Below are 1,175 nucleotides of genomic sequence, written 5' to 3'. Positions count from 1 at the left end.
CAGCTAGCACTAGCGAACTCTGCAAACATCAAGCGCTGGCTTTTATAGTTGTAAAACTTGAAGTAGCCAGTGCACACCTACAAGCTCAACCGCAATAAAACATGATGGTTCAAAATTGACAGTTAACACATACTCTTACATCGACATCCCATTCAACCTGCGCCACACCTGTTGGTTTTGTGGTGAGCCTTCTAATCACAGCGTTGAGTTTCCTAAAACCGCTTCGCTTTTTGCCAAGGTTGGTCATGCGCCGATAGCGCTGCCAGCGTGTAAAGAGTGCGCGAGTGTGAAATATGCGAAAGACCTAACTTCGATTTGGGCGGTGCGCGACCAGATAAAGCATGTGCTCATTGATAAATATGCCAAGCACTTAGGTATTGGTGAGAACTGGACAGAGCAAGAACTGATAGACAGTGAATTTACGGGCTCAACACTTGGTGGCTTTGGGCGCAGCGCTTGGAAGATGTATCAAATAGCCAAGCAACGAGTCGAGTATCAAGGTTGGCCTTTGTCACTTGATAACATCGCCATTGAGGCCTACGACGAAACCAGTGGCTTTGAGTTTGAAGGCACTCGTTATGCTTCAATCCACTCTTGTATCGACTATTTCACCAAGGCAGCCGGGGTAGACAAAGAGCTGCTGTCTGAGCTGGTCAATATTGTTTCATCAGAAAGATTTAGCTACGCACTGAAAATTGCAAAGCTGAACAAGAATGTCTCGAATTCCAAGCGTTTGGCTATCATCGATGAGGTACTGCTGCAAGAATCTGAACAGCAAGAGATTCTACTGGAACAGGCTGATGCGATGTTTAACCCCAATATTGAAGAAGTGTCGGTTGCAGGCTCAACGGCTCCGGTGTTTGCGATTCAGTGGGCACTGGCGAACAAGGTGGAAGATTTAGCTCAGCTGTGCGCGCTTGAAGATGATTATTTTGACTATTTCGAACACCTTGGCGGCCCTGCGGCTTTCATGTCTTATAACGGCCTTCAGCTCTATTTCGAAGCTCGCCAAAATCCTGAATGGGTAGAGCAATCAGACCCAAATAAGCAATATTGGCCCTCATAATCCTGTACTGGTGAACACGTGTAAGCTCGGTAAGCCTGTCTGTGAGTGATTGTTAGTCATTGTTTTATATACAGATCTAAAAATAGGCCTCACACACAGTTAATTGTCG

1 protein-coding gene is annotated in these 1,175 nt (G+C 46.0%); it reads left to right on the top strand.

The genetic code is table 11. The features are described 5' to 3' along the window. The first annotated feature begins 115 nt into the window (after nt 1-115). Entirely contained in the window at nt 116-1,066 is a 951-nt protein-coding gene (locus tag BCT81_RS16740) for a hypothetical protein (RefSeq protein ID WP_102425178.1), read from the top strand. The last annotated feature ends 109 nt before the right edge of the window (nt 1,067-1,175 follow it).

The organism is Vibrio sp. 10N.261.52.A1 (genome assembly GCF_002876325.1).
Classification (GTDB): Bacteria; Pseudomonadota; Gammaproteobacteria; order Enterobacterales; family Vibrionaceae; genus Vibrio; species Vibrio chagasii.
The sequence above is the reverse complement of the archived record's forward strand: the minus strand, read 5'-3'. Positions and strand labels throughout refer to the sequence as shown.